General features: G+C 74.1%; 25 protein-coding genes. 20 read left to right on the top strand and 5 right to left on the bottom strand.

Features of this window, described 5'->3' with window-relative positions:
* The first annotated feature begins 38 nt into the window (after nucleotides 1-38).
* The 4 genes from dxr (at nucleotide 39) to Q7T67_RS19035 (ending at nucleotide 6,063) form a co-directional block, all read left to right on the top strand.
* The gene (gene dxr, locus Q7T67_RS19050; RefSeq protein ID WP_304793585.1) at nucleotides 39-1,214 is read left to right on the top strand and encodes a 1-deoxy-D-xylulose-5-phosphate reductoisomerase; all 1,176 of its coding nucleotides are present in this window, start codon (nucleotides 39-41) and stop codon (nucleotides 1,212-1,214) included.
* A 147-nt stretch (nucleotides 1,215-1,361) separates the two neighbouring features.
* On the top strand, nucleotides 1,362-2,519 hold the full coding sequence (locus tag Q7T67_RS19045; RefSeq protein WP_304793583.1) for an RIP metalloprotease: 1,158 nt from the start codon (nucleotides 1,362-1,364) through the stop codon (nucleotides 2,517-2,519).
* Nucleotides 2,520-2,660: 141 nt separating this feature from the next.
* The gene (locus Q7T67_RS19040) at nucleotides 2,661-4,451 is read left to right on the top strand and encodes a long-chain fatty acid--CoA ligase (protein WP_304793580.1); all 1,791 of its coding nucleotides are present in this window, start codon (nucleotides 2,661-2,663) and stop codon (nucleotides 4,449-4,451) included.
* 181 nt (nucleotides 4,452-4,632) lie between these two features.
* Complete coding sequence (locus Q7T67_RS19035) at nucleotides 4,633-6,063, top strand: APC family permease (RefSeq protein WP_304793577.1); 1,431 nt, start codon at nucleotides 4,633-4,635, stop codon at nucleotides 6,061-6,063.
* A gap of 156 nt (nucleotides 6,064-6,219) precedes the next feature.
* Here the strand turns inward: Q7T67_RS19035 and Q7T67_RS19030 are convergent, their stop codons facing one another.
* Entirely contained in the window at nucleotides 6,220-7,530 is a 1,311-nt protein-coding gene (locus Q7T67_RS19030; RefSeq protein WP_304793575.1) for a hypothetical protein, read from the bottom strand.
* Nucleotides 7,531-7,707: 177 nt separating this feature from the next.
* Nucleotides 7,708-8,325: a class I SAM-dependent methyltransferase gene (locus Q7T67_RS19025; protein WP_304793572.1), complete on the bottom strand. Its 618-nt coding sequence runs from the start codon at nucleotides 8,323-8,325 to the stop codon at nucleotides 7,708-7,710.
* A gap of 152 nt (nucleotides 8,326-8,477) precedes the next feature.
* On the opposite strand from Q7T67_RS19025, the gene ispG reads away from it, so the two are divergent.
* On the top strand, nucleotides 8,478-9,767 hold the full coding sequence (gene ispG / locus Q7T67_RS19020) for a flavodoxin-dependent (E)-4-hydroxy-3-methylbut-2-enyl-diphosphate synthase (RefSeq protein WP_304793569.1): 1,290 nt from the start codon (nucleotides 8,478-8,480) through the stop codon (nucleotides 9,765-9,767).
* Between the two features lie 128 nt (nucleotides 9,768-9,895).
* Here ispG and Q7T67_RS19015 read toward each other — a convergent pair whose 3' ends face one another.
* A complete protein-coding gene (locus tag Q7T67_RS19015; RefSeq protein ID WP_304793566.1) occupies nucleotides 9,896-10,495 on the bottom strand; it encodes a superoxide dismutase in 600 nt (199 codons plus the stop codon).
* Between the two features lie 377 nt (nucleotides 10,496-10,872).
* On the opposite strand from Q7T67_RS19015, the gene Q7T67_RS19010 reads away from it, so the two are divergent.
* The 6 genes from Q7T67_RS19010 (at nucleotide 10,873) to Q7T67_RS18985 (ending at nucleotide 14,446) form a co-directional block, all read left to right on the top strand.
* Complete coding sequence (locus tag Q7T67_RS19010; protein ID WP_304793563.1) at nucleotides 10,873-11,715, top strand: CDP-alcohol phosphatidyltransferase family protein; 843 nt, start codon at nucleotides 10,873-10,875, stop codon at nucleotides 11,713-11,715.
* 98 nt (nucleotides 11,716-11,813) lie between these two features.
* Nucleotides 11,814-12,128 (top strand): hypothetical protein, encoded by a 315-nt coding sequence (locus Q7T67_RS19005; RefSeq protein ID WP_304793560.1) that lies wholly within the window; start codon nucleotides 11,814-11,816, stop codon nucleotides 12,126-12,128.
* Nucleotides 12,128-12,598: an FHA domain-containing protein gene (locus Q7T67_RS19000; RefSeq protein ID WP_304793557.1), complete on the top strand. Its 471-nt coding sequence runs from the start codon at nucleotides 12,128-12,130 to the stop codon at nucleotides 12,596-12,598. The genes Q7T67_RS19005 and Q7T67_RS19000 overlap by 1 nt, the downstream gene beginning before the upstream one ends.
* A 76-nt stretch (nucleotides 12,599-12,674) precedes the next feature.
* Nucleotides 12,675-13,454, top strand: coding sequence for a MerR family transcriptional regulator (locus Q7T67_RS18995; protein ID WP_304793554.1), 780 nt, complete (start codon nucleotides 12,675-12,677; stop codon nucleotides 13,452-13,454).
* The gene (locus tag Q7T67_RS18990; RefSeq protein ID WP_304793551.1) at nucleotides 13,451-13,993 is read left to right on the top strand and encodes an adenine phosphoribosyltransferase; all 543 of its coding nucleotides are present in this window, start codon (nucleotides 13,451-13,453) and stop codon (nucleotides 13,991-13,993) included. The genes Q7T67_RS18995 and Q7T67_RS18990 overlap by 4 nt, the downstream gene beginning before the upstream one ends.
* A gap of 3 nt (nucleotides 13,994-13,996) precedes the next feature.
* A complete protein-coding gene (locus Q7T67_RS18985) occupies nucleotides 13,997-14,446 on the top strand; it encodes an SRPBCC domain-containing protein (protein WP_304793548.1) in 450 nt (149 codons plus the stop codon).
* A 38-nt stretch (nucleotides 14,447-14,484) separates the two neighbouring features.
* On the opposite strand, the gene Q7T67_RS18980 is transcribed toward Q7T67_RS18985, so the two are convergent.
* On the bottom strand, nucleotides 14,485-15,732 hold the full coding sequence (locus Q7T67_RS18980) for a hypothetical protein (protein WP_304793545.1): 1,248 nt from the start codon (nucleotides 15,730-15,732) through the stop codon (nucleotides 14,485-14,487).
* Between the two features lie 102 nt (nucleotides 15,733-15,834).
* Here Q7T67_RS18980 and Q7T67_RS18975 point away from each other — a divergent pair, with 102 nt between their 5' ends.
* The 7 genes from Q7T67_RS18975 (at nucleotide 15,835) to aat (ending at nucleotide 21,735) form a co-directional block, all read left to right on the top strand.
* Entirely contained in the window at nucleotides 15,835-16,236 is a 402-nt protein-coding gene (locus tag Q7T67_RS18975) for a PaaI family thioesterase (protein ID WP_304793542.1), read from the top strand.
* 194 nt (nucleotides 16,237-16,430) lie between these two features.
* Nucleotides 16,431-16,997 (top strand): RNA polymerase sigma factor, encoded by a 567-nt coding sequence (locus tag Q7T67_RS18970; RefSeq protein WP_304793539.1) that lies wholly within the window; start codon nucleotides 16,431-16,433, stop codon nucleotides 16,995-16,997.
* 383 nt (nucleotides 16,998-17,380) lie between these two features.
* Nucleotides 17,381-18,148: a septal ring lytic transglycosylase RlpA family protein gene (locus Q7T67_RS18965; RefSeq protein WP_304793536.1), complete on the top strand. Its 768-nt coding sequence runs from the start codon at nucleotides 17,381-17,383 to the stop codon at nucleotides 18,146-18,148.
* A gap of 70 nt (nucleotides 18,149-18,218) precedes the next feature.
* Nucleotides 18,219-19,298: a DNA polymerase IV gene (dinB, locus tag Q7T67_RS18960; protein ID WP_304793532.1), complete on the top strand. Its 1,080-nt coding sequence runs from the start codon at nucleotides 18,219-18,221 to the stop codon at nucleotides 19,296-19,298.
* 86 nt (nucleotides 19,299-19,384) lie between these two features.
* Nucleotides 19,385-20,185, top strand: coding sequence for an alpha/beta fold hydrolase (locus Q7T67_RS18955; RefSeq protein WP_304793529.1), 801 nt, complete (start codon nucleotides 19,385-19,387; stop codon nucleotides 20,183-20,185).
* Nucleotides 20,182-21,003: a thioesterase family protein gene (locus tag Q7T67_RS18950; protein WP_304793526.1), complete on the top strand. Its 822-nt coding sequence runs from the start codon at nucleotides 20,182-20,184 to the stop codon at nucleotides 21,001-21,003. Before Q7T67_RS18955 ends, Q7T67_RS18950 begins: the two co-directional genes overlap by 4 nt.
* 48 nt (nucleotides 21,004-21,051) lie before the next feature.
* Entirely contained in the window at nucleotides 21,052-21,735 is a 684-nt protein-coding gene (aat, locus tag Q7T67_RS18945) for a leucyl/phenylalanyl-tRNA--protein transferase (protein WP_304793523.1), read from the top strand.
* A gap of 112 nt (nucleotides 21,736-21,847) precedes the next feature.
* Here aat and Q7T67_RS18940 read toward each other — a convergent pair whose 3' ends face one another.
* A complete protein-coding gene (locus Q7T67_RS18940) occupies nucleotides 21,848-22,936 on the bottom strand; it encodes a hypothetical protein (RefSeq protein WP_304793521.1) in 1,089 nt (362 codons plus the stop codon).
* Nucleotides 22,937-23,099: 163 nt separating this feature from the next.
* Between Q7T67_RS18940 and Q7T67_RS18935 the strand changes: the two genes are divergently transcribed.
* Together Q7T67_RS18935 and Q7T67_RS18930 are read left to right on the top strand one after the other, a co-directional pair.
* The gene (locus Q7T67_RS18935; protein ID WP_304793518.1) at nucleotides 23,100-23,672 is read left to right on the top strand and encodes a GNAT family N-acetyltransferase; all 573 of its coding nucleotides are present in this window, start codon (nucleotides 23,100-23,102) and stop codon (nucleotides 23,670-23,672) included.
* 187 nt (nucleotides 23,673-23,859) lie between these two features.
* Nucleotides 23,860-25,560: a S8 family serine peptidase gene (locus tag Q7T67_RS18930; RefSeq protein WP_304793515.1), complete on the top strand. Its 1,701-nt coding sequence runs from the start codon at nucleotides 23,860-23,862 to the stop codon at nucleotides 25,558-25,560.
* Nucleotides 25,561-25,586 lie beyond the last annotated feature (26 nt).

Genomic DNA, 25,586 nt, shown 5'->3' with positions numbered 1-25,586 from the left:
GACCGACCCGTCTGCCATCTGGCAGGGTGATCCGCGTCATGCCGCGCCGCCTCCTCATCCTCGGATCCACCGGCTCGATCGGGACGCAGGCGCTCGACGTCGTCCGCGCGGCCCCCGAGGGGACGTTCGAGATCGTCGGTCTCGCGGCCGGCCGTCAGTGGGAGCCGCTGCTGGAGCAGGCCCGCGAGTTCGGCGTCGGGCTCGTCGGGCTCTCGGACCCCGAGGCCGCCGCGCGGGCCGAGCGCGAGTGGCCCGACGGCCGGGTGCTGCAGGGTCCCGAGGGACTCGTCCACCTCGTCCTGGAGTCCGGGGCGGACCTCGTCCTCAACGCCCTCGTCGGCGCCGCTGGGCTGGGACCCACCGTGGCGACGCTCGGCGAGGGGATCGACCTGGCGCTGGCCAACAAGGAGTCGCTCGTCGTCGGCGGCGAGCTCGTGATGCAGCTCGCCGAGGCCACCGGTGCCCAGGTCCTGCCGGTCGACAGCGAGCACTCCGCCCTCTGGCAGCTCGTCACCGCCGAGTCCCGCGCGGGGGAGTCCCCCCAGGCGAGCATCGAGCGGCTCGTGCTCACGGCGTCGGGCGGGCCGTTCCGTGGCCGCTCCCGCGACGAGCTCGCCGACGTCGGCGTCGAGCAGGCGCTGAAGCACCCCACATGGGCGATGGGCGGGAAGATCACCATCGACTCCGCCACGCTGATGAACAAGGGGCTCGAGGTCATCGAGGCCCACCACCTGTTCGGCACCTCGTACGACCGCATCGACGTCGTCGTCCACCCGCAGTCGATCGTCCACTCCTACGTCACCCTGGTCGACGGGGCCGCGCTCGCCCACCTGGGGTACCCGGACATGAAGGCACCGATCGCCTTCGCGCTGCACCACCCCGAGCGCCGCCCGATCCCGATGCGGCCGCTGGACCTCGCCGACGTCGGGCAGCTGACCTTCGAGCGGGCCGACGAGGAGACGTTCCGCTGCCTGCACCTCGCCCGCGAGGCCGGACGCGAGGGTGGCACCGCCCCCTGCATCCTGAACGCCGCCAACGAGGTGGCCGTCCACGCGTTCCTCCAGGGCGACCTCGGGTTCCTGCAGATCGCGGAGGTCGTCGAGGCGACGCTCGACGCGGTGCAGCCCAAGGCCGTCCACGCCTTCGAGACGCTCTACGCGGCGGACCGCGCCGCCCGTGACGCCGCCGCCGAGCAGGTCGCCCGCCTCGGCTGACCTCCGCGCGGGCCTCGTGGCGCGCCGCAGGGCCGCCGGCCCTGGCGGGGTCCGCCCGGGTGCCGACCCGGGACACGTGGCGCCGGGCCCGCGACCCGGCTCCCCGCCCTTACGCGGGGACAAGGCGCCTGTGGGACCCTGTCCGGCGTGTCATGGGTCCTCGCCTTCGTCGGCTTCGCCGTGCTCATCATCCTGCACGAGGCCGGGCACTTCGCCGCGGCCAAGGCCGTCGGGATGCGGGTCGAGAAGTTCTACCTCTTCTTCGGCAAGCCGATCTGGAGCGTCCGGCGCGGCGAGACGGAGTACGGGATCGGCTGGATCCCCGCCGGCGGCTTCGTGAAGATCACCGGGATGGACCCGCGGGAGGAGCTCCCCGAGGACGTCCTCCCGCGCGCCTACTACCGGCAGCCGACCTGGAAGCGGATCGTCGTCATCGCCGCCGGCCCGCTGGTCAACATCGTCATCGCGTTCGTCCTGATCTTCGCGGTCTACGCGACGGCCGGGGTGCCGACGCCCAACGCGCCCGTCGTCAACTCCGTCGCCAAGAACAGCGCCGCCGCGGGCAAGCTCGAGCCGGGCGACCGGATCGTCTCCGTCGACGGCGTCCAGGGGTTCAACGACACCCTGACCTACAAGAACACCGTCGAGCGGCGCACCGCGCTGACCCGCCAGATCTCCTCGCACCGCTGCGCGCCCGGGAGCGACGCCGTCGGCTGCTCGGCGGCGACCCCGGCACGTGTCGTCGTGGAGCGCGACGGGGAGCGTCGGACGGTCTCCGTCGCCCCGCGCAAGACGACGGTCGAGAACCCGGCCACCGGCCGCAAGGAGGACCGCCAGCTCCTGGGCATCACGTACGGGGGACTCGACTTCCTCCCCGCGAGCGTCGGGGACGCGGCCAAGGAGACGCCGGACTACGTCTGGTTCGTCACGTCGGAGACCGCGAAGGCGATCACGCGGCTCTTCTACTCGGCCGAGGCCCGACGGGAGATCGGTTCGGTCGCCGGCGCCTACGACGCCACCCGGCGGACGATCGAGTTCAGCACCCCGCGGGCGCTCATCCTGCTCGGCGTCGTGAGCCTGTCGCTGGCGATCATCAACCTCGCACCGTTCCTGCCGCTCGACGGTGGCCACATCTTCTGGGCGATCGCCGAGAAGGTCCGGGGGAGGCCGATCCCGTTCACGTGGCTCGAACGGGCCAGCGTGGTGGGCTTCGTGCTCGTGATCATGCTGTTCGGCCTGGGCCTCTACAACGACATCGGTCGCTTCGCGGACGGCACCGCGGCCAGACAGGTGCAGGGCCCCTAGCGGCCCGGCCGTGCCCCACGGGGCGCAGCCTCCGACGCCTTCCTGGCTGGCTGGCCAACCGGTGTGGCGCACCGACGCTCGCGGTGGTAGGAATGGCGGAGGCCGAGCACCGTACGGCCGACGGACGACGAGGGAGCGACGATGGGTACGACGGACGCCACGACTGCGGTCGGGACGATCTTGGAGGTCTTCCGCGACGGACTGCGGGACCGTCCGGACCAGGTGCTGGTCCGGACGAAGGACGACGAGGTCTCGTGGACCTGGCGCGAGGTCGGAGACCGCGTCGCACGCCTCGCCGCGGGTCTGCGCGGGCTGGGCGTCGAGCGGGGCGACACCGTCGGGCTGCTCCTGAACAACCGGCCCGAGTTCCTCGTCGCCGACCTCGCGACCCTCACGGCCGGCGGCGTGCCCGTCTCGGTCTACCAGACGTCGTCCCCGGACCAGATCGCCTACATCGGGCAGGACGCCGAGCTCGGCGTCGTCGTGACGGAGGCGATGTACCTCGACCGCGTCCTCGCGGCCCGGCCGTCGCTCCCCGGTCTGCGCCACGTCGTCTGCGTCGACGACGCCGGCGACGCGGAGGACGTCCTGTCGATCGCCGACGTCGAGGCCGCCGCCCCTGACGACTTCGACGCCGTCGCCGAGGCGGCACTGGCCGGACCGGACGACCTGCTCACGCTGATCTACACGTCGGGCACCACGGGGCCGCCCAAGGGCGTCGAGCTGACGCACCGCAACCAGCTCGCCGCCATCCGCCAGATCGGCCAGGTCGCGCGGCTGCAGCCCGGCGGCCGCGTCATCTCGTGGCTGCCCGCCGCTCACATCGCCGAGCGTGGCGCGCACTACTACGCGCCCCTGGTCTTCGGCCTCGAGATCACGGTCTGCCCCGACCCCAAGCAGATCGCCGCGTACCTGGCGGCGGTGCGGCCGACGTGGTTCTTCGCCGTGCCGCGGATCTGGGAGAAGCTGAAGTCGGGCCTGGAGGCGATGACGGGCGCGCAGCCCGAGGAGCAGCGGACGGCGGTCCAGGGCGCGATCGAGGCGTCGCTGCAGCGCGTCCGGCTGCAGCAGGCCGGCGAGCCCGTCCCTGACGAGCTCGAGGCCGCCTTCGCCGCCGCGGACGAGCGCATCTTCGCGCCGCTCCGCCAGCGCCTGGGCCTCGACGACGCCGCGGCGGTCAACGTCGGGGCGGCGCCCACGCCCGCACCGGTCATCGAGTTCTTCCACGCCCTGGGGATCCCCGTCGCCGAGATCTGGGGCATGTCCGAGACCTGCGCCTGCGGCACGCTGAACCCGCCCGACGCGATCAGGATCGGCAGCGTCGGCCCGGTCGTCCCCGGCATGGAGATGCGCCTGGACGAGGACGGCGAGGTGCTGCTCCGGGGGGAGGCCGTCATGCGCGGCTACCGCAATCTGCCCGAGAAGACCGCCGAGGTCCTCGAGGACGACGGGTGGTACCGCACGGGCGACGTCGGCCGCATCGACGAGGACGGCTACCTCTGGATCGTCGACCGCAAGAAGGAGCTGATCATCAGCGCCGGCGGCAAGAACATGTCCCCGGCGAACATCGAGGCGACGGTCAAGAGCGCGCACCCGCTGATCGGCCAGGTCTGCGTGATCGGCGACGCCCGCCCGTTCAACACCGCCCTGATCGTGCTCGACGCCGACCTCGCCCCCGCCTGGGCGGCCCAGCACGGCATCGAGGACACCGACCTGGCGGCGCTCGCCGTCCACCCCGACGTCGTCGCGGAGGTCGAACGCGGCGTCGAGGCGGCCAACGAGAAGCTCTCCCGGGTCGAGGGCGTCAAGCGGTTCGAGCTGGTCCGCGGCGACTGGGCGCCCGGTGGCGACGAGCTGACCCCGACGATGAAGCTCAAGCGCAAGCCGATCGGCGAGAAGTACGCCTCGGAGATCGAGGCGCTCTACGGCTGAGCGTCACTGCTCACGGCGGATCCGTCCGGGTGTTGTCCGGACGGATGAAGGAGTGGCACCCTGGGCGGGACGTGGCGCACTGGCGCGCATCCGGCGCGTATGAGAGCTTGGCCCTCACACACCGGTGCGCCCGGTCGTCCCACCCCGGGGCGTCCGGCGCCCGCCTCCAGGAAGTCCCCCCATGGCCACCTCACCAGTGCAGCCGACGCCCGCGTCGGATCCACCGCTGAAGCGCGCGATCTCGCGCAACATGCTCCTCCTGTTCGTCATCGGCGACGTCGTCGGTGGTGGCATCTACACCCTCGTCGGCGTCATCGGCGGCGAGGTCGGCGGCCTCGTCTGGCTGCCGTTCGCGCTCGCCCTCGCGCTCGCGGTCCTGACCGCGACCGCCTACGCCGAGCTCGTGACGAAGTACCCGCAGGCGGCGGGCGCGGCGCTCTACGTCAACAAGGCGTTCCGCAAGCCGTTCTTCACCTTCATGATCGCCTTCGCGGTCATGTGCTCCGGCATCGCGTCCGCGTCGACGCTCTCGCGCGGCGTCGCCGAGACCTACCTGCCCAGCCTCTTCGACTGGACGCTGACCGAGACGCAGACCGTCCTGATCGCACTGGGCTTCCTGCTGATCGTCGCGGCCGTCAACTTCCGCGGCATCAGCGAGTCCGTGAAGATCAACGTCGTCCTGACGCTGATCGAGTTCGGCGGACTGATCCTGATCATCGTGATCGGCCTCGGCGCCCTGCTGGACGGCGTGGGCGACATCGGGAACGCGTTCTCGACCTCCGACGCCAAGGCGGCCGGCAACGACGTCAGCCTGATTCCGGCGGCCCTGGCCGGCACGGCGCTCGCGTTCTACGCGCTGATCGGCTTCGAGGACTCCGTCAACGTCGCCGAGGAGGCCAAGGACCCGGTCCGGGACTTCCCGCGGGCGCTCTTCGGCGGTCTGGCGATCGCCGGCACGCTCTACATCGTCATCGGGATCATCGCCCCGGCGGTCCTGTCCTACACGACGCTCGTCGACGAGGACACCACGCCGCTCCTCGAGATCGCGCAGCTCGGACCGCTGGCCGTCGACGTGAAGATCTTCGCGGCCATCGGCGTGCTCGCCCTGATCAACGGCGCGCTGATCAACATGATCATGGCTTCGCGCCTGACCTACGGCATGTCGAAGCAGCGGATCATCCCGGCGTTCTTCGGCAAGGTCCACAAGACGCGCCAGACGCCGCTGACGGCGATCCTGTTCACGACGGGGCTCGCGGTGATCCTCACCGCGACGGGCGACGTCTCGGACCTGGCGTCGACCACCACGACGCTGCTGCTGATCGTCTTCATCACGGTGAACATCAGCGTGCTGGTCCTGCGCCGCGACCCGGTGCAGCACCGGCACTTCATCGCGCCGACGTTCATGCCCGCGGTCGGCGCGGTCGCCGCGCTCGGCCTGCTGATCCACCGCGTCGCCAACGACACGGAGCAGATCACCCGCGCCCTGCTGCTGCTGGGCCTGGGGCTGATCTTCTGGCTCGCGAACTACGTCGCCACGCGCAATCAGGGCGAGGAGTTCGACACCGGGATGATCGAGATGATCGAGCACCCCGACCGGCACAAGGACGACTGAGCCGCGGGGAGCCGGGCGGGCATCCGGCGAGGACCGGGTGCCCGCTCCCGGCCGAGCGGTGCGGGACCCGAGGGCCCCGCACCGTCGCTCACCGGCGGCAGCCGCTCAGCGGGCACCGGCCCTCACCGGTCGCCGACGTTCAGCGGGCGCCGGCCCTCACCAGGCGCCGACGTTCAGCGACAGCCCGCGGCCGCGCGCGATCGTGGTCGGCGCGCCGCCGTCGAGCGGGACCCGCTCGATGGCCCCGTCGGAGACCGCGAGGACCGCGTCGCCCGACGCGACCGTGAACTCCGATGCCGCCTCGAGGGTCCGCAGCGCGCTGCGCCGAGCGGTCGTCACGCGCTCGAAGCGCGGCGTGGGGGAGTCGACGTAGCGCCACACCCGCAGGACGGGGGCCTCGCCCGTCCGGCCTGACCCGAGGGGGGAGAAGCAGTTGCGCACCCGGCTCTTCCGTGGGCCGGAGCAGTACCCGTCCGTGCTCGTGCCGGGCGCGCCGGCACTGATGAGCACCGCTCCGCCGGTGTCGGTCCCGACGAGGCGCAGCGCAGTCCCGCGGCGTAGGCCGGGGGGCGTCGGCAACGAGGTGGTCCGGCCGCCGGCCCGCAGGCGGACCCGGGAGAGGCCGAGGCTGGTGCGCAGGCTGATCGACGAGCCGCCACGCGTGCCGCAACGCAGCGCTCCACGCCGGATGTCGGCGGCCGGCGCGTCGACCACCAGCGTCCCGCCGGCCACGGCGAGCGCCCCGATCGTCGACGGGTCCACGGTGTCGCCGTCGTCGTCCGACCCGGGGAGCCCGCGCAGGGCGAGCGGGCCACCGAACGTCGAGCCGGTGAGGCCCCGGAGCCGCACCGTCGGGCCCTTCACCGTGCGCGCCCGCGCGCCGCAGCGCACGTTCTGGGACAGCGCGGTCGCGCGCACCCCGTCGCGGACGATCGGGCCGTCGGTCGCCTGCCACGCGACGACGTCCCCGAGCAGGCCGGTGGTGCGCGACGGGCCGGTCAGCGGGACCGTCCCGGCATCCCGGCACGCCTTGGTGTCGACCACGCAGACGACGCGCGTCGTCTCGACGGGGTCGCCGTCGTCCAGCGTCGTGCGCTGCACGAGCACCTGGCGGCTGTCGGGCGACCAGACCGGCGTGCCGGTGATCGCCAGCCTGCCGTCGGACCCCGCCTCGAGCACCTGCACGGCGCCGGTGCCGTCACCGGCGGTGACGCGCAGCGCCGTCGAGAACCGCGACCCGCCGCCCGCCGAGGTCGTGACGGTGGTCTGGGCGATCCGTCGGCCGTCGGGGGAGACGGCCGCCCCGGCCACGTCGAGGGGGAGCGCGACGTCTCCGCGGCCGTCCTCCTGGACGACCCGGTTCTCGCGGTCACCCCCGGTCGTGTACTCCGAATAGACGACCGGACCCGCCGCCACGGCGACCGTGGCTATACCGCCCGTCGCGGCGACGATCACCGCCGTCGTCATGCCTCGTCTGGTGAACCGTCCTGGGATTCCACGCACGCCGCGACCCTAGACGACCCCTTGACGCCGGACCCGGGCGGCGTCCGGGACCCGCGACGCGTTCCGGGCGCCCGGGACCGGGGCCCCCTGACTCGACGGCCCGCAGCAGGTGCGGGCCGGCCGGCGCGGGGTGCAGGGCGCTCAGCGCACCGGGCGGACGGCCATCCAGCTCTTCGTCAGCAGCCCGAGGGCCTCGGCGTGGACCACGGCCGACGGGAAGAGCCCGGCGAGCTCCGCACGGCGCAGCAGACGGACGTCCTCCCAGTGCCCCTGCGCCCCGAGGCGCCAGTACGGCCGGCGGACCACCGGGGGGAGCCAGTGGGCGACGGGCAGCAGGGCGTGCGGCTCGATCGGGAACGAGAAGGCCGGCGTCTGGACGTAGACGCCGCGCCCGACCCGCAGGAGCTCCCGCGCGAACGCCTGGCGGTGGTGCGGGGGGATGTGCTCGATCACCGACGACGCGTGGACGAGGTCGAACGCGCCGTCGTCGAAGGGCAGGTGCACCGTCGCGTCGGCGCGCACGAACGGTCCCGGGTACGTCGGCCGGTCGACGAGGTCGGTGCCGGTGATGTCCAGGTCGACCTGCTGGGCGCGCAGCCCGAGGGTGCCGCAGCCGACGTCCAGGACGCGGTCCCCGGGAAGGACGCCGGTCAGCTCGGCCAGGAGCCCGTGCCTGCGGGCGCGCAGCCGCGCCGCGACGGGGCTGGCGAGACGGGCGACGGGGCCCCGGGCGGTCGCGTAGACGTCGGTGCTCGGCACGGTCCGGGAGGCTAGCCGTCGGACGCCGGGACGGCGTGCGGCCGGTCCCGCCGCGGGCGTCGCCGGGGGTCGGCGGAGGGGCTCGCGGGCGCCTCCCGACACGCGCACGGGTGGTTCACCGGCCGGGCGGCGCACCAGCGTACAATCCAGGTGTGTCCTCGAAGCGCCAGATCCGTGTCGGCGACGTCCTCATCGGCGGAGGTGCGCCCGTCGCCGTCCAGACGATGACGAAGACGGAGACGGCCAACCTGCCCGAGACGATGGCCCAGATCCACCGGGTCGCCGAGGCGGGGGCCGACCTCGTCCGCGTCGCGGTGCCGCGCAACGAGGACGTCGAGGCGCTGAAGACGATCGTGAAGCGGTCGCCGATCCCGATCATCGCCGACATCCACTTCAACCACACGCTGGCGATCAAGGCGATCGAGGCGGGCGCCCACTGCATCCGCCTGAACCCCGGCAACATCGGTGGACCGGAGAAGGTCGCCGAGGTCGTGGCGACCGCCAAGCAGTACGAGGTGCCGATCCGCGTGGGCGTCAACTCGGGCTCGCTGCCCAAGCACCTGCGCGAGCTCGAGTTCACCGACCCGGTCGGCGCGCTGGTCGCCGCGGCCGAGGAGACCGTCGCGCTGATGGAGTCGCTGGACTTCGGGGACTTCAAGGTCTCGATGAAGTCGACGTCGGTGCCCAACACGATCGCCTCGAACCGCCTGCTCGCGCAGCGCATCGACTACCCGCTGCACCTCGGCGTGACCGAGGCCGGGACGAAGTGGACCGGATCGCTGAAGAGCGCCGTCGGCCTCGGCACGCTGCTGGCCGACGGCATCGGCGACACCGTCCGGATCAGCCTCTCGACCTTCCACGCGGAGGAGGAGGTCAAGGTCGCGTTCGAGATCCTCAAGGCCTTGAAGCTGCGCGAGAAGGGCCCGGTCCTGATCGCGTGCCCGACCTGCGGCCGCCTGCAGTTCGACATGGACTCCGTCGTGCAGGAGGTCGAGCAGCGCCTCACCGCCTACGACGACCCGATCGAGGTCTCGGTCCTCGGGTGCGCGGTCAACGGCATCGGCGAGGCCCGCCACGCGGACTTCGGCATCACCGGCGCCAAGGACTCGGGGATGATCTTCTCGAAGGGCGAGCCGCTCAAGAAGGTCAAGACCGGCGACCTGGTCGACGAGCTGTTCAAGGAGATCGACCGCTACTACGCCTCGGGCAAGCAGGTCGTCATCGACCACCACGAGGCCGCCGAGGCCACGAAGTGGCTGTCGGAGAACGAGGATCTCTCGGCGATGACGCCGGAGCGCCTCGCGCAGATGGAGAAGGACGCGCAGCGCGCGGAGCAGGACGCGCTCGCCGAGGCCGGCACGACGCCCGTCGAGGCGGCGAAGGCGTTCGCGGACGAGACGTCCTCGCCGACCGCCGGTCGCCGCTTCACCCGCTCGAGCTGAGGCGGGAGCGGAGGAAAGGCCTCGAGCCGTCGGGCCGGTGCCGAACATCGGCGTGGCCCGGACGGCGCGGCCGCCGGACGCTCGGCCGGGCCCGGACGATGTCCCGGCCCGGCGGCGTCCAGACTCACTCAGGCGGCGAAGCGCTCCGCGACCTTGTTCCAGTCGACGACGTTCCAGAAGGCCTCGAGGTACGCGGGGCGCTTGTTCTGGTACGTCAGGTAGTAGGCGTGCTCCCACACGTCGTTGCCCAGGAGCGGCGTCTTGCCCTCGGCCAGCGGCGTGTCCTGGTTGGGCGTCGAGATGATCTCGAGGCCGGCGTCGCCCTTGACGAGCCAGACCCAGCCGGAGCCGAAGCGCGCGACGCCGGCGTCCTGGAACTTCGTCTTGAACTCGTCGAAGGAGCCGAAGGCCTCGTCGATCGCGGAGGCCAGGTCGCCGGAGGGCGTCTGCACGCCGCCGCCCTGGAGGGCCTCCCAGAACAGGGTGTGGTTGTAGTGGCCGCCGCCGTTGTTGCGGACGGGGCCCTGCTTGTCGGCGGGGAGCGCGCCGAGGTTCGCGACGATCTCCTCGATCGGCTTGTCGGCGAACTCGGTGCCCTCGAGCGCCGCGTTCGTCTTGTCGACGTACGCCTGGTGGTGCTTGTCGTGGTGGATCTCCATCGTCTTGGCGTCGATGTGAGGCTCCAGCGCGTCGAACGCGTAGGGCAGCGGGGGAACGGAGAACGCCATAGGGGGCTCCTCGGAAGGGGGCGGAACGGTGGCGCGGGCCGCCGTGCGGCAAGCCCGCTGTGATCCAACCTACAGAGGCCGCCTCCCGGGCCTGCGCGACGGGCCTCACCCGGACGCCCGGCGTCCCGCCGTCCCGTAGATTCCCGGTCGATGACGTCGCCGCCCAAGATCGCGCCGGGCTCCGGTCGCCCGACCGCCCCGCGGTCGCCGACGGGTCGCCGCGGTCCCGCGCCGTCCGCGCGGACGGCCTCGGCCGCAGCGGCGGAGCGGGCGTCCTGAGCCCCTCGACCGGCGGCCGGCCGGACGACGGGACCACGCCGGCGGACGACGGCGTCGACGGCCCCGGCGGCGATCCCGTCGACCGCCCGTCCGACCGCATGCGGCAGCGGGCCGACCGCGCCCGCGCAAAGGGCCGCGAGCGCCGCGACCAGGTTCGGGAGCGCACGCGGGAGCGGACGGAGCAGGTCCGCGAGCGCACCGACCAGGTGCGCGATCGGGCGATGGAGCGGACGGAGCACGTCCGCGAGCGCACCCGCGAGCTCACCGAGCCCGCCCGCATGACCGTCTACCGGCTCTTCGGCATCGACCGGTCGGGGCCGCCGCCGATCGAGACCCTGGCGGGCCAGCCCCTGCGGGTCTGGACGATCCCCAACGTCGTCGGGCTGCTCCGGCTGGCCCTGATTCCCGTCTTCCTCGTGCTCGCGCTGTCGAGCGACGACGGCACGCGGCTCGGACCGGCGCTGCTGTTCGCCCTGATCGCCGCGTCGGACTACCTCGACGGCTTCCTCGCCCGGCTGACGGGCCAGTACAGCCGGTTCGGCACGCTGCTGGACCCGATCACCGACCGGGCGCTGGTGGTGGCCGGCGGCATCGTCTGCTGGCACTTCGACCTGTTGCCCCGCGAGGCGCTCGCGGTCCTCGTCGTCCGCGAGCTGTACACGACGGACGCCGCGCGACGCGCGCTGAAGAAGGACGTCCGGCTCGGGGTCAACTGGTGGGGCCGCCTGGCCGTCTGGCCGCTGATGGCGGGCCTCTTCGCGGCGCTGGTCGGGGTCGGCTGGCCCGCGAAGGTCGCGCTGGTGGTCGGGGTGGGGATGGCGATCATGGCGACCATCAGGTACGAGCGCGACGGCCGTCGCCAGCTGCGAGAGCGCGCGGCCGCAGCCGCCGACGCGGGGGCCGGCGACGGTCCGGCTCCGGGTCCCGCCGCCGGCGCCTGAAGGCTCCCCGAGGTGCACCCTCAACCGGAGGTCCAGATCTCCGTCGGGACCGCTGGTATGCTCGCCGCGGCGCCCTCTTCCCGCGGGCGCCCCACACCATGGACGACACCTTTCCCGATCTCGGCAGCCTCCCGGACGAAGAGCTCAAGGCGATCATCGACCGCCTGACGGCCGAGGAGACCGAGGTCAGCTATCGCCGGCGGATCCTCCACGGCCAGATCGACATCCTCCGCGCCGAGCTCGTCAGCCGCCTGCGGCTGCGCCACGACGAGGGCGGCACCGTCATCCACGGGTCGGACGTCGACCGCCTCACCGAGATCCTCTCCGGCCGCGTCGGCGGCCTGCGTCCCGTGCCCGACGAGGCACCCGTCGTCGCCCGCGACGAGGACGAGGGCGGGGACGCGCCGGCCTGATGGCGGTCCACTGCCCCGAGTGCGGGTTCGTCGCGGGGACCGCGGCGAACTTCTGTCCCAAGTGCGGGGCCTACCTGGCGGACGTCGCCGGCGTCAACGAGCCGACCACGGCCACCTACCACCTGCAGGACTCCGGCGAGATCGCCGCGGTCGACATCGGCGCGCTGCAGGAGCAGGGCGTCGCCGCGCTGGTCGTCCGTGCCGGTGGGGGCCGCGAGGGCGAGAGCGTGCCGCTCCAGGGCGACCGCATCACGATCGGCCGCCGTCCCGAGAGCGACATGTTCCTCGACGACGTCACCGTCTCCCGCGACCACGCGCTCGTCGTCGCCCGGGGCGACGGCTGGCACATCGACGACCTCGGCTCGCTCAACGGCACGTACGTCAACCGGGGCCGGATCGACAGCGCGCTGCTGCACGACGGCGACGAGGTCCAGGTCGGCAAGTTCAAGCTCACGTTCCTCGGTCGCTGAGGACCGGGTGAGCGACGGGCCGGGGACGGAGCGCGCGGGGGACCCGCCGGCCGGTCCGCCGCCGGAATCCGCTGCGGTGCCCGTCGCGCCGCCGGCGGCGGTGCCTGCGCCGGCCGCCGCGCCGCCGCCCGTCCGCACGGGCCGCCCGCTGACGATCGGCCAGGTCTGCAAGCTCCTGGTCGGCGAGTTCCCGGACATCTCGATCTCGAAGATCCGCTACCTCGAGGAGCAGAAGCTCCTCCAACCGCGACGCACGTCGGGCGGCTACCGCCTGTTCAGCACGGACGACGTCGACCGGCTGCGCACGATCCTGCGGCTCCAGCGCGACGAGTTCCTGCCGCTGCGGGTGATCCGTCAGGAGCTCGCCGCCGGTCGCGGGCAGGACGCGCCGCGCGTCGCCGGACCGGGGGAGCCCGACGAGCCCGACCACGACCACGCCGTGCACCGCACCGGCCCGATCGCCCTCCGCGGCGGCGGGACCGCGCTGCACACGCTCGAGCAGCTCTGCGACGACACGCGCGCCACGCCGGCGCTGGTCAAGGAGCTGCGCGACTTCGGCGTCGTGCAGGGGACCACGCGGGACGGCGCGATCGTCTTCGACGACGACGAGCGCGAGATCGTGCGCGCCGCCGTCGAGCTCTCCCACTACGGGGTCGGCGGCCGGCACCTGCGGGTGCTGCGCAGCTCCGCCGACCGCGAGGGGGCGCTCCTCGAGCAGCTGCTCGGGCCCTCCCTGCGCTCGCGCAGCGCCGAGCGCCGGTCCGAGGCGGTCGAGGCGCTCGAGACCCTGGCGGCGACGACGATGCGGCTCAAGCACCTGCTGCTCGTGCGCGACCTGCGACGCTTGGTCCCGTGACCCGCGCCGCCACGGACCACGTCGACCTGAAGTCCCACGTCGTCGACATCCCGGACCATCCTCAGCCCGGGATCACGTTCCGGGACATCTCGCCCGTGCTGGCGCATCCCGAGGCCCTCGCCGCCGCCGTGGACCGCCTCACGGCCGCCGCACGGGAGCTCGGCGTGCAGGCCGTCATCGGCGCGGAGGCCCGCGGCTTCCTGCTCGGGCCCGCGGTCGCGCGCGAGCTGGGTGCCGGGTTCCTCCTGGCGCGCAAGCCCGACAAGCTGCCGCGGGCGACGCTCTCGGTGACCTACGAGCTGGAGTACGGGACGGACGAGCTGCACGTCCACGCGGACCTGCTGCCCTCGGGCACGCGGGTCCTCGTGCACGACGACCTGCTCGCCACCGGCGGCACGGCGGTCGCGCTCTGCGCGCTCGTGGAACGTCTGGGCGGACAGGTCGTCGGCTGCTCGTTCCTCGCGGAGCTGGCGTTCCTCGGCGGCCGCGCCGCGCTGGCGCCGCACGACGTGTTCTCCCTGATCTCCTACGAGGACTGACGCATGGGCGCCCTCGCCACCGGTTCGGCCAGCAGGACGACGACGGCGGACCCGGAGTGGGTCTGGCACCACGTGTCCGACGGTTCGCGGCTGGCTCCGTGGTGGCCCAACGCCGAGCGCGCCGAGGACGTCCAGGGCGGGGTCTTCACGCTCGTGCTGCGATCCTCCCGCGGCGTCGCGGTGCGGACGGACTGGCAGGTCCGCACGTCGAGGCGGCCCGAGCTGCAGCGCTGGGAGCAGCAGCTCGCCAACACCCCGTTCGCGAAGGCGCTCGTGAAGAGCTTCGTCGAGGTGCGCCTCGAGCCCGACGGCGACGCCGGGACGCGCGTCACGGTCGTGGTCGAGCGCGAGCTGAAGCAGAAGGGCTTCTTCGCCGGGCGGCTCGGCACGAAGGCCTCGAAGGAGCACGCCGCGCTGGCCCTGAAGGGCCTGATCGAGCTCGTCGAGGCCTGAGACCGGCGGCCGGTGTCGCCGGCCGCCGCTCCCCGTCGCTAGCTGGCGCGGGGGGTGATCGTGCCGACGATGATCGTCGGGCCCGGGCGGCTCGGCTGCGGCTTCGTCTCGAGCGTGATCCGCACGCGGGAGTACGTCGTCGGATCGACGACGGCGGCCTGACGGGTCTTCAGGTCCAGGCCCTGGAACGGCAGCTCGGCGCCGCTGCGGTCGGTCAGCTGACCGAGGAAGATCGGGTCGGCGCCGTTCTTGTCGGCCCACGCGAAGTAGCTCCGCGAGCTCGTCGGCGCGGGCAGGCCGCGGATCGTGAGGGCCAGGACGGGGCTGGCGGCGTTGGCCTGGCTGATCGCCGGCTTGGCCGTCCCCGTCACGCGCCGGTACGCCGCCGGCGTGCTCGACGTGGGACGGAAGCTGATGCTCTGCGGGAGGGCGGCGACGAACTGCGCGGCCGCGGCCCGCTGGGCGGCGGTCGGCGTCGCGTCGGCGGCGGCGGTCGTCGTGGCGGGCGGGGCGCTCGCCTGCGTGTCTCCGTCGTCGCCCGAGCCGCCGCCGAACGCGCCGGCGATCCAGAGGACGAGGAGCAGGACGACCAGCGCGGCCGCGCCGGCACCGGCCAGCACCTTCGGGGGCCGACCGGCGAGCGAAGTGCGACGGCCGCCTGCGGCGCCGCGGCGCGGGGTGCGGGGTGCCGCGTCGGCGGTCGCCGCGGGCGTGCTCGTCGGGGCACCGTGGACCGGTCGGCCCGTGGCGGGGGCCTGGTAGGCGGGCGCGGCGTCGGCACCGACCGCCTCCGGGGCGGCACCGGCCACGGGTGCGCCGTCACCGGTCGCACCGGTGTCGGGGGCCGCGGTCGCGTCCCCCGCGATCGCCGCGGCGGCCCCGCCGGCGACGGCGGACCCGGGGGTCCCGGGCTCGATCGCGCCGGGCGTGCCTGCGACGGCGGCGCCGAGCTCGGCGGCCGGGCCGCCGAGCGGCTCCAGCTCGACGGCGACGGTGGTCGCCCAGGTCGTGGCCGGCACGTGCTCGGCGATCAGGGCGGCGGTCGCCTCGCGGTCGGCGCCCGCATCCTGCCCCAGCAGGTGGTCGGCGATCCGGTCGCGGTCCTCGAGGGCCAGTCCCTCGACGTCCTCGGGCGCGAGGCCGTCGATCGCGTCCAGGGCACGCTCCCGGACGCCCTCGGGCGTCAGGTCGAGCAGACCGGCGAGGTCGGCGTAGGGCATACGCCGCCGCAGCACGAGCTGGAGGACGGCCTGCTGGTCCGGGTGAAGCTCCTGCAAACGGGACATCGGACCTGAGCCTATAGAGGCCCACCTTCGCGGGAGGTAAGAGGGGGCGAAGCTCCGGCGACCGGACCGTGGCCCGTGTCCGCGGCCGCGTACGATCGCGCCATGGAGTTCGAGCCGAAGATCGCCCCGGAGAAGACCCTCGACGGCCTGATCGGCCTGCAGGTCGGGGACTTCGGCGAGGACTGGGCCGAGGCCACGCTCCCCGTGGGCGACCACGTGCGTCAGCCCATGGGTCTCGTGCACGGCGGCGTCTACGCGGCGATCGCCGAGTCGCTGACGTCGATGGCCACCGCCCGGGCGGTCGTGCCCGAGGGGTCGATGGCGCAGGGCCTCTCGAACACCACGAACTTCCTGCGGCCGTGCTTCGACGGAACCGTCCACGCGCGCGCGGAGCGTCTGCACAAGGGCCGCACGACCTGGGTCTGGGACGTGCGGATGACCGACGACCAGGGGCGTGCGTGCGCAGTCACCCGCATGGTGATCGCGGTGCGGCCCATCGGCTGAGCACCGTCCGGATGGCTCGTCGGGGCAGCACCCCGGGGTCCGCGGGACCGCCGGGCGGACGCCGGGATGGGGGCCGGGAGCCGGCGGCCCCGCCCATCGTGGAGGCGACGGGGCGGCCCGACTCGACGGATGGCGCGTCAACGATGGCTTGGCGGGCCGCTACTCTTGACGGGACGCCGTCCGCGTCGAGCCCGATGAACCTCCGAGATCCCGACGACTTCGCGCGCGCCTACGCCGAGCACGCGCCCGGTGCGGCCCACGTGGCCGCCGGCATCCTCGCGCCCTCAGGGCGGCGCTCGGACGTCGAGGACGTCGTCCACGACGTCTTCATCCGGCTCTGGCGGGACCCCCGGTGCTTCGACCCCGCCCGCGGTCCGCTCGGCGCCTACGTCCGGATGGTCGCGCGGTCGCGCGCCCTCGACGTGCTCCGCTCGGGGCAGGCCGCCGGTCGGGCGAGCGATCGCCTCGCCGCCGCGCCGCTCCCGCAGCCGCGCGACGTGGTCGTCTCCGAGGCCGAGCGCAACGAGGCGCGCGCCGCCCTCCTGCGCGCCATGTCGGCGCTCCCGGTGCCCCAGCGCGAGGCCATCGCCCTCGCCTGCTGGGGCGACCTGACCGCCAACCAGATCGCGGACCGGTCCGGTCTGCCGCTGGGCACCGTGAAGGGGCGCCTCCGGCTCGGTCTGGCGCGGATGCGCGCAGAGCTCGAGGGCTCCGAGATGGCCGCGGCGACGGTCATGACGATGATCTCGACGCTGCTCTGATCCCGCCGGACCCCGACCGCCGGCGCGGAACGCCGGTGGCGTGACGGCGCTCCATCGGCGTACCGGCACCCTCCTGGCGGGTGTGCGACATCGCACGGGGCACCCCCGCCTCGGGCCCCTACTGTTCACGAGACCTTCACCGACGCCGAGTCGGGACGTGCCCGCACGTTCCGAACGGGGGACCCACCGCCGCAGCACCCTCCCTCGGGTGGCGCGGCACGGGGCGAATCGGACGCGACGATCACGTCCACGACACCCGTCGTGACGGATCCGGCTCGTCCGTAGCGTCCTGGGGCCGATCCGCACCCATGTGCGGCCCGACCGCAGGCTGCGAGCCCGTCAGCTAACTCCGTAGGCGTCTCCCCGAAGAGGAGAGATCCATCGTGAACCGTGACGTCGTCGTCACGCCGACCCGGGCCGCGTTCGCGGCCGGGCTGGCGCTGGCCCTGACCGCTGCAGTCCCCGCCCTCGCCTCCGCGCCCGCCGGCGCGAGCGAGTCCCCGTCCGGCGCCGTGCCGGCCGCGTCGCTGACGCCCGCCGCCGCCCCGGTACCGGGCACGACCGCGGCCGCACCGGCTGCGGCGAAGAAGCGCAACCGGACGCCCGACATCCGCCCGACGACCGAGCGCGGCTCGGGGCTCGTCGGCCGCACCGCCGTCTACGGCGGCCGCGTCCGCAACCACACCGCCGGTCAGCGCGTCCGGCTCGAGGTGCGCCGCGGCTCCGCCTGGCGCGCGATCGACCGCGACGTGGTGGCGAAGAACGGCCGGTTCCGCGTCAGCACCGAGATCGCCAAGATCGGCGACCGGTCCGCACGTCTGCGGATCGTCTCCAACTCGCGCGGCAAGGGCGACATCGAACGCGTCGAGCGCATCCACGGGTTCCGCTCGGCGTACGCCTCGTACTACGGCCCCGGCCTGTACGGCGGCGCGCTGGCCTGCGGCGGCACCCTGAGCCCGGGCACGATCGGCGTCGCGCACAAGACGCTGCCGTGCGGCACGAAGCTCACGCTCCGCAAGGGCAACCGCCAGGTCCAGGCCCGCGTCGTCGACCGCGGCCCCTACATCGCCGGCCGCGAGTTCGACCTCACCGCGGCGACGAAGTACCGCCTGGGCTTCGGCTCCACCGGCACGGTCCAGGTCGACCGCTAGAAAACGGCCCCGGGCCCCCCGAGCGTCTCGGGGTGGCCCGTCCCGCCGGGCCCGGGCGTACCCTGGAGCGGTGGGGTCCGAGGGAACACCCGTTCGGTGCATCGGGCACCTGGACTGCGACGCGTTCTTCGCCTCCGTCGAGCTGCTGCGCCGCCCGGAGCTGCGCGGCAAGCCCGTCATCGTGGCCCACGACGGGCCCAGGTCCGTCGTCACGACGGCGACCTACGAGGCCCGGAAGTTCGGCGTCGGCTCCGCCATGCCGCTGGCCACGGCGAAGCACCGCTGCCCGCAGGCGATCGTCGTCCCACCCGACCACGACGCCTACCGCGAGGCCTCGGCCGAGGTCATGGGCATCGTCCGCGACGAGGTCGAGATCGTCGAGCAGGTCAGCGTCGACGAGGCCTACATGGACCTCACCGCGATGGCCATGCCCAAGAGCGCCATGCGCCGTCTGCAGGCCCGGATCCTCAGGGAGACCGAGCTGCACGTGTCGCTCGGCATCGGCCCGAACAAGCTCGTCGCGAAGCTCGCCTCCGACGCCGAGAAGCCGCGCGGCTTCTGCGTGCTGGACCGCCGCGACGCCTGGCGCCGCTGGGCCGGCGAGTCCCCGGGGCTCCTCGGCGGCATCGGACCCAAGACGACGGACGACCTGGCCCGTCGCGGCGTCACCACGATCCGCGAGCTGTCGAAGGTCGACGAGGCGACGTTGTCGGAGTGGTACGGCGCGCGCAACGGCCCCTGGCTCTGGCGGCGCTGCCGCTTCGACGACGACACGCCCGTCGTGCCCGTCCGCGAGCCCGTGTCCGAGAGCCGGGAGAACACCTTCTCGATCGACCTCGCAGACCGCGACGAGCAGGAGGCGGAGCTGCGTCGCCTGTCGATCAAGCTCTTCGAGGCGCTCGAGAAGCAGGGCCGCCGGGGCCGGACCGTCGGGATCAAGGTCCGCCTGAAGGACTTCACGACGATCACCCGTTCGCGGACCTTCCCGCATCCCGTGGTCGACGAGGAGGCGCTCGCCGACACCGCCGTCGGGATGCTCCGCGAGTACGACCCGCCGCAGCCCGTCCGTCTGCTCGGCGTCCGCATGGCGTCGCTCGAGCTCGAGGACGGCCCCGGCGTCCAGCTGGCGCTGCCGCTCTCGACCGGGTGACCGACCGGCCGCGGGCCGCCTGCCCGGCGCGCGCGTCGCACCGGCGGACGCGGGCCTCCGGCCGCGGGCTGGTAGGACTCAGGACGATGCCGCTGCACGTCGAAGTCGCCGGGGACGGACCGCCCGTCGTCCTGCTCCACGGGCTCACCGCGAGCCACCGCTACGTCGTGATGGGGAGTCGGCACCTCGAGCGGGCCGGCCACCGCGTCCTGACCTACGACGCGCGCGGCCACGGGGCGTCGGATCCGGCGGCGACGCCGGAGGCCTACGGCTACGACGTGCTGGCCGACGACCTCGTCGCCGTCCTCGCCGAGCACGACGTGCACCGGGCGGTCCTCGTCGGCGCGTCGATGGGGGCGCACACCGCGGTGCGGGTGGCCCTGCGCCGTCCCGAGCTCGTGGCGGGCCTCGTCGTCGTCACCCCGGCCTACGAGCCCGGCAAGGAGACGGACGAGCGCAATCTCGCCGGCTGGGACCGGCTCGCCGACGGCCTGGTGGCCGGGGGAGCGGACGGGTTCGTCGACGCGTACGACTTCGACCGCATCCCCGAGGACTGGCGCCCGACGGTGCAGAAGGTGATGCACCAGCGCCTGTCGGTGCACGAGCACCCCGACGCCGTCGCCGACGCGATCCGGGCCGTCTCCCGCAGCGCGCCGTACGGGTCGCTGGACGAGCTGGCGGCGATCACGGTGCCCGCCGTCGTCGTGGGCGACCGCGACGCGGCGGACCCGGGGCACCCGCTCGCCGTGGCGGAGCGCTACGCCGAGGCGCTCGGCGACGCGACGCTCGTCGTCGAGGACGAGGGGAAGTCCCCGATCGCGTGGCAGGGCGGACAGCTCTCGCGTGTCATCGAGGGGCTCGTCGCCCGCACGGACGCGGTCGGATGAGCGCCCCGGACGTCATCGCGACGCCCGGACCGGTCGCCGCCGGCGGCGAGGGCACGAGCACGTGGACGCTGCACCCCGTCGCCCGCGGACCCTGGGACGCGGCGAGCGCCCACGGCGGGGCCCCGGCCGCCCTGCTGGCGCGGGCCGTCGAGGCGCTGGCCGTCGACGGGCAGCGGATCAGCTCGCTGTCCTACACGTTCCTCGGGCCCGTGCCGATCGGCGAGGTCGAGATCGAGACGCGGGTGACGAAGGGCGGACGCCGGTTCCAGGTCGTCGAGGCGAGCCTCCGGGCGGGCGGCCGCACCGCGATGGAGCTGCGCGCCGTGCTGCTGCGCCGCGGGCGGGTGGCGCTGCCGGCGGGCATCGGCGCCCCGTGGCCCGAGCTGCCGCCGCCCGAGGGCCTCGAGCCCACCCCGAGCTGGTTCCTGCCCGAGGGCGAGGTCGCGTTCCACCCCACGGCGATGGAGATCCGCGTGTTCGGCGGATCGCTCGACGAGCCCGCACCCGACGGCCGGAGCGCCTGGCTGCGACTGCGACTGCCGGTCGTCGAGGGCGAGGCGCCCAGCGGCGCCCAGCGCGCCGCGGCCGCCGCCGACTTCGGCAACGGCCTGTCGACGCCGGTCGGCTTCGACGGCTACCTCTTCGTCAACTGCGACCTGCACGTCGCGGTCCACCGGGACCCCGCCGGGGAGTGGATCGGGGTGCGGTCCAGGACCGAGCTGGACCGCGCCGGCACCGGCCTGACGACCACCGAGCTGCACGACGCCGCCGGTCGCTTCGGGACCGCGACGCAGACCCTGTTCGTCGACACCCGCTGAGCGCCGGGACCCGGCGGGGTCCCGGGCGGCGTGCGCTACGGTCGGGACGTGGACGGACGCCCCGGGGCCGATACGGACGACGGGGCCTGGATCCTCGACCCGCCCGGGATGCTGTTCGTCTACGAGCAGGGGGCGTTCCCGATGGACACGCTCGACGAGGACGGCCGGTTCCGCGTCGCCGCCTACCGCGCGGACCCGCGGGCGGTCCTCCCGCTGGACGCCGTGCGGATGCCCCGGACGTTCCGGCGGACCCTGCCCCGGCGCGGGTACCGCCTCACGGTGGACCGCGCCTTCGGACGGGTCGTCGAGGCCTGCGCGGCACGGCCGGGCCTCGGGCGTCGCGAGCAGTGGCTGACGCCGCGCCTGGTCGAGGCCTACCGCGCCCTGCACCGCTGGGGCCACGCGCGCAGCTTCGAGGTCTGGGACGGCGACGACCTCGTCGGCGGCACCTTCGGCGTGACGCTGGGCCGCGCCCACACCCTCGAGTCGATGTTCCACGTCGCCCCCGACGCCGGCACCGCCGCGGTGCTTTCGGCGGCCGTGCGGATCCGCGACGCGGGCTTCGCGGTCCTCGACGTCCAGCAACGGACGGACCACACCGCCCGCCTCGGCGTCGTCGACGTGCCCGAGTCGGCGTTCCAGCAGCGGCTGCGCGGGGCGTTGACCGGTGGTCTGCGCCCGCTCGACCTGCGTGGCGGGCCGGCCGACGGCGCGGCGCTCGTCCGCGCCTGAGCACGACCGGCGGGCCGACCGTCGGCCGCCCGTCCTCCTGCGGGGCGTCGTCGGGGGTCGCAGGGCGGCCGTCGCGGCGAACGGCACCATCCGCCGCAGCGAGCGGACCGCCCTACCGCAGCGAGCGGAACGTCCTCCAGGTGCGCAGCTCGCGGCCCGACCCGGTGAGCATGCCGGAGCGCCACTCCTCTGACGGCCCCGGGTCCTGCAGCTGGTACCAGGTCATCGAGGCCACGCCTTCGCGACGGGCGAAGTTCCACGCCTGGCGCAGCCAGCGCGCCGCACGCGCGTCGGGGGTGCGTGCCGACCCGTGGGTGCGGTACGCGAACTCGGTGATGTGGACGTTGCGCGAGGCCTTCTTCGTGATCCGGCCGGCGCGGCCGAGCGCGCGGATCTGCCGCATCGCCCCGGCCAGGTTGCCCATCGTCCACGCGTCCGCGGGCGTCCGCCGCGTCGTCGGACCCTTGAAGAAGTCGTGGGTGTGGATCGCGAAGCCGTCGCCGAGCAGCTTGGTGCGGCACGACTTGGAGCGGTTCAGCGAGCGGTAGCGCGAGTCGAGGCAGAGCGCGCGCCGGAAGAAGGTGCCGGGCTCGACGGCGTTGCTCGTCCGGGCGTTCGGGGCGGGCTCGCCGACGTAGACCTTCGTGTCCGGGTCGGTGCGCTTGAACGACCGGTACGCCGCGTTGGACATCCGGACCCAGGTGCGGGGCTGGTTCAGCGGCCACATGGAGCGGAAGTTCGGCTCGTTCCAGGTCAGGTACGCGCCGAGCGACAGATCGGAGAACTCGCTGCCCATCGAGGCGGTGAAGCGCGAGAAGCGGGAGATCAGCGTGCCGGTGATCCGCCGGGGGACGGCCCGGCCCCGGTTGACCGCGGCGTAGATCCCGACGACGAGCCGGGCATCCGCGCCGGCGGCGTCGTCGGCCGCGCGACGGACGCGGAACGCGACGTCGGGCGCGAGCTTCGTGGCCCGGCCGTCCCACGACACGAGCACGCGCACCCGCCCGACGCGTGCCTGCCGGGCCTTCTTCCAGAACAGGTCGCGGTCCGCCTGGACGTCCGACATGACCAGTCGCGTGTCCTGCAGGCCCTTGACCATCGGGGCGCGGGCGGAGGCCTCGCGGGCGCCCGCGAGGAGCAGGAGCAGGGCGACGAGGACGAGGAGGAGCACGCCGCGGGTGCGGCGCAGTGGGTACGGCATCGGCGGATCGTAGGGGGACGGCGCCCGTCGTCGCGCCGCACGTGACGCGTCCCGGGCCGCGGCACGCGTCCCGCCCTCGGCCGTGCCCCTGTCGCCGTCGCTCCGCCACGGGGTCCGCCGAGGGGGCGGCCTCGGGCGTCCCGCGTCGCCCTACGATGGGGCGATGGGGACCGGGACCGACGATGCCCCGACGCTCGTCGGCCCGCGGGTGCGGCTGCGCCCACCGACCGCGCACGACGCCGACGCGTTCGTCGTCGCGGTCCGTGCCAGCGCCGACCTGCACCGCGGGTGGGCGACGGCGCCCGACACCCCCGAGGCGTTCGCCGCCTACCTCGCCCGGCTCCGCACGCCCGCGGTCGAGGGCTTCCTCGTCGTCCGCGGCGAGGACGACGCGCTCGTCGGCCGGGTGACGCTCTCGCAGATCTTCCGGGGCGACTTCCAGAACGCCTACGTGGGCTACGAGGCCTTCGCCGGTCACGAGCGGCGCGGGCACCTGACCGAGGGCGTGGGGCTCGCGCTGGACCACGCGTTCGGTGCCCTGGGGCTGCACCGCGTCGAGGCCAACGTCCAGCCGGGCAACGTGCCGTCGCTGGCCCTGGTGCGGCGTCTCGGCTTCCGCCGGGAGGGCCTCTCGCGCAACTACCTGCGGGTCGACGGCCTGTGGCGCGACCACGAGCGCTGGGCGATCCTGGCCGACGAGCACCGGGCCGGCGGACCCGACCGCGACGCCCCCTGAGGTCCCCGGCGGGAGCCGCCGGCGGTCGGGCACGCGGTCTACCGGATCGGCGGGCGGATCTGTCCCGGTGGCGAAGACGTCGGGCTCCGGGTCCGCCACCGCGACGGTTGCAGGCGGTCCGCGAGCTGTGGGAGGGTTGATCGCAGTCCGGATCCCCCGCCGGACGTGACCAGGAGGATCCCCCCTCATGCAGCTCCACCGAGCATTCGCGCTCGGGGTGGCGACGGCCGCGTGCGCCGTCTGTGCCGCCCCAGCGTCCGCCGCGCCCAGTGCGCGGGACTACACCGTCGTCGCGAAGGACGGCACTTCGGCGGCGGCCTTCCGCGCCGCCGTGAAGACCGCCGGAGGCACCGTCTCCGAGTACAACCGGGCCGTCGCGGTCGGCGAGGTGCGCGGGCCGAAGGGCTTCGCCGGCCGCGCCGTCGCGACCCGTGCGATCACCGCCGCGTCCGAGCGACGGGTCATCGGCAGCGTGCCGCAGGCCCGGACGCGGGCCGCCGCCAAGCGGGTCCAGCGGCAGCGCCGCATCGAGCGGGACCAGCCGCTCCGCGACCAGCTCCGCGGCCAGCGTCCCGCGCCCAACCCGCCGGCGACCGGCGTCGAGCCGCTCGCGCCGCTGCAGTGGGACATGGCCGCGATCGGCGCGAGCTCCGCCGGGAGCTACCGCTTCGACCAGGGCGAGGGCGTCCGCGTCGGCATCATGGACACCGGCGTCGACGGCTCGCACCCCGACATCGCCCCGAACTTCGACCGCGGCCTGTCGCGCAACTTCACTACGGACGACCCGCTCATCGACGGCCCGTGCGCCGAGGACCCCGACGGGTCCTGCACCGATCCCGCGGACGTCGACGAGGACGGCCACGGCACCCACGTGGCCGGCACGATCGCCTCGCCGCTGAACGGCACCGGCATCGCCGGCGTCGCACCGAAGGCCTCGATCGTCAACCTGCGCGCCGGTCAGGACTCCGGCTACTTCTTCGCCCAGGCCACCGTCGACGCGCTCACCTACGCGGCCGACAACGGCGTCGACGTGGTGAACATGAGCTTCTACATCGACCCGTGGCTCTACAACTGCCGCAGCAACGCGGCGGACTCCCCGGCCGCCCAGGCGCAGCAGCAGACCACCATCGTCGCCGTCCAGCGTGCCGTGGACTACGCGCGGAAGAAGGGCGTCCTGCCCGTCGCCGCGCTGGGCAACGAGAACACCGACATCGACGACCCGAAGGTCGACGGGGTCTCGCCGGACTACCCGCCGGACGCCGCCTACCAGCGCACCATCGACAACGGCTGCCTGAGCGTGCCGACCGAGACCGACGGCGTCGTCGGGGTCTCGGCGACCGGGCGCAGCGGCCGCAAGGCGTACTACTCCAACTGGAGCCTCGAGCAGACGCAGGTCGCCGCCCCCGGTGGCGACACGCGCGACCTGTTCGGGACGCCGCAGTACCGCTCGCCGCAGAACGGCGTGCTCGCGCCGTACCCCGAGGCCATCGGCCGTGCGGCGGGGGACATCGACGCCGCTGGTGAGCCGACCACGCCGTTCGTGGTCAAGGACACCTCGGGCGGTCGGGCGTCGTACTACCAGTACCTGCAGGGCACCTCGATGGCCAGTCCGCACGCCGCGGGCGTCGCGGCGCTCGTCGTGGCCGCGGAGGGCAAGCGCGACAAGCGGGCCGGTGGCCTGACGCTGGATCCGAAGAAGACGGAGCGCCTGCTGAGCGGCACCGCGACGCCGACGCCCTGCCCGGCCGGCGGCGTGCAGACCTACCCCGATCCCGACCTGGACCCGGCGCTCTACACCGCCCGGTGCACCGGCACGACGAGCCACAACTCGTTCTACGGGGACGGCGTGGTCAACGCGCTCGAGGTCGCGCGGCTCGGGAGGCGCTGAGCCGCCGGCCGGCGTCGCCCTCCCCG

The organism is Patulibacter sp., assembly GCF_030655195.1.
In the GTDB taxonomy this organism is placed as follows: domain Bacteria; phylum Actinomycetota; class Thermoleophilia; order Solirubrobacterales; family Solirubrobacteraceae; genus Patulibacter.
Note: the sequence above shows the minus strand (reverse complement) of the source record. Positions and strands in the feature narration are given on the sequence as shown.